General features: G+C 69.8%; 1 protein-coding gene. It reads right to left on the bottom strand.

What is annotated here, in order from left to right; translation table 11 throughout:
- A partial coding sequence (locus tag IE330_RS38415) for an AMP-binding protein (protein WP_190140806.1) occupies positions 1-1454 on the bottom strand: 1454 nt, incomplete at both ends.

The raw sequence follows: 1454 nt of genomic DNA, 5'->3' as shown, positions 1-1454 counted from the left end.
GCGTTGCGGACGTCGCCGACGATGATGCGGCCGCCGGGGGCGAGGAGGTCGAGGGCTTTGGCGAGGACGTCGTCGAGGTAGGCGGCGTGGGGGAAGTACTGGATGACGGAGTTGAGGACGACGGTGTCGAAGTGGCCGGGGGGCAGGCCGGTGGTGTCGTCGGCGGTCTGGTGGCGCAGGGTGACCTTGTCGGCGAAGCCGGCTTGCTGGACCTCGTGGGTGAGGCGGTTGATGACCTGGGAGGACAGGTCGGTGGCCCAGTATTCCTCGATGTTGTCGTCGTTGAGGAGGTGGCCCATGAGCAGACCGGAGCCCACGCCCAGTTCCAGGATGCGGCGCGGGCCGGTGCGCAGGATCTGCGCGACGGCCGCATCCCGCCAGTGGCGCATCTCCTCCAGCGGGATTTCCTCGCCGGTGTAGCTGGAGTTCCAGCCGGTGAAGTCCTCACCCCACTGGGTGCCGGTGGCGGAGTAGACCTCGTCGTAGATCTGCTCCCACTCATCGACCTGCTTGGCCGACTCCTCGGTGTACTCGGTGCCGTCCAGGTCGGGCACCACGTAGGCGACGAGCTGCTTGTCGCCCGCCTTGTCGTGGGGGATGACCACGGCCTGGCCGACGGCCGGGTGGGTGGCCAGGGCGGCCTCGATCTCGGCGGGCTCCACCCGCACACCACGGATCTTGATCTGGTCATCGGCGCGGCCGGCGTATTCGATCTGCCCGTCCGCGTTCCAGCGGGCCAGGTCCCCGGTGCGGTACATGCGCTCACCCGCGGGGCCGTAGGGGTCGGCGACGAACCGTTCGGCGCTCAGCGCGGCCTGGCCGTGGTAGCCGCGGGCGATGTTGCCCGCGACGTAGAGTTCGCCGACCACGCCCGGGGGCAGGGGCGCCAGGCCGGTACCCAGGATGTAGGTGCGCAGGTTGCCCAGGGGGGTGCCGATGGGGGTGTTGTCGCTCGCCTGCCACCGCGTGCCGGCCTCGATGGCGTAGGCCGAGGCGTAGAAGGACTCGGTCTGGCCGTAGGCGTTGACCACCCGCACACCGGGCAGGGCCTGGCGGATGCGGTGCACCAGCGGGGCGGGCAGGGCCTCCCCGGCGAAGACCAGGCTCTTCAGGTTGGGCAGGGCGGGCAGGCGCTCGCCGAGTTCGGCGAAGACCGAGGGCACGGTGTGGATGACGCCGGCTGCTACTTCCTGGCGTTCGGCCAGGACCAGGGCATCGCGCACGACGTCGATGGTGCCGCCCTGGGCGAGGGTGGTGACGACCTCGAAGACCGACACGTCGAAGTTGACCGAGGTGTTGGCGAACATCCGCGTGTCCGCGTCCACACCGATGCGCTCGGCCAGACGCAGGACACCGTTGACGACATTGGCGTGGCTGACCACGACACCCTTCGGGGTGCCGGTGGAGCCGGAGGTGTACATCACGTAGGCGGCGTTGTGCGGATGCACCACCGG

Origin of the sequence: Streptomyces longispororuber (genome assembly GCF_014656095.1) — a bacterium.
Classification (GTDB): Bacteria; Actinomycetota; Actinomycetes; order Streptomycetales; family Streptomycetaceae; genus Streptomyces; species Streptomyces longispororuber.
This window is presented reverse-complemented; position numbering and strand designations above follow the sequence as displayed.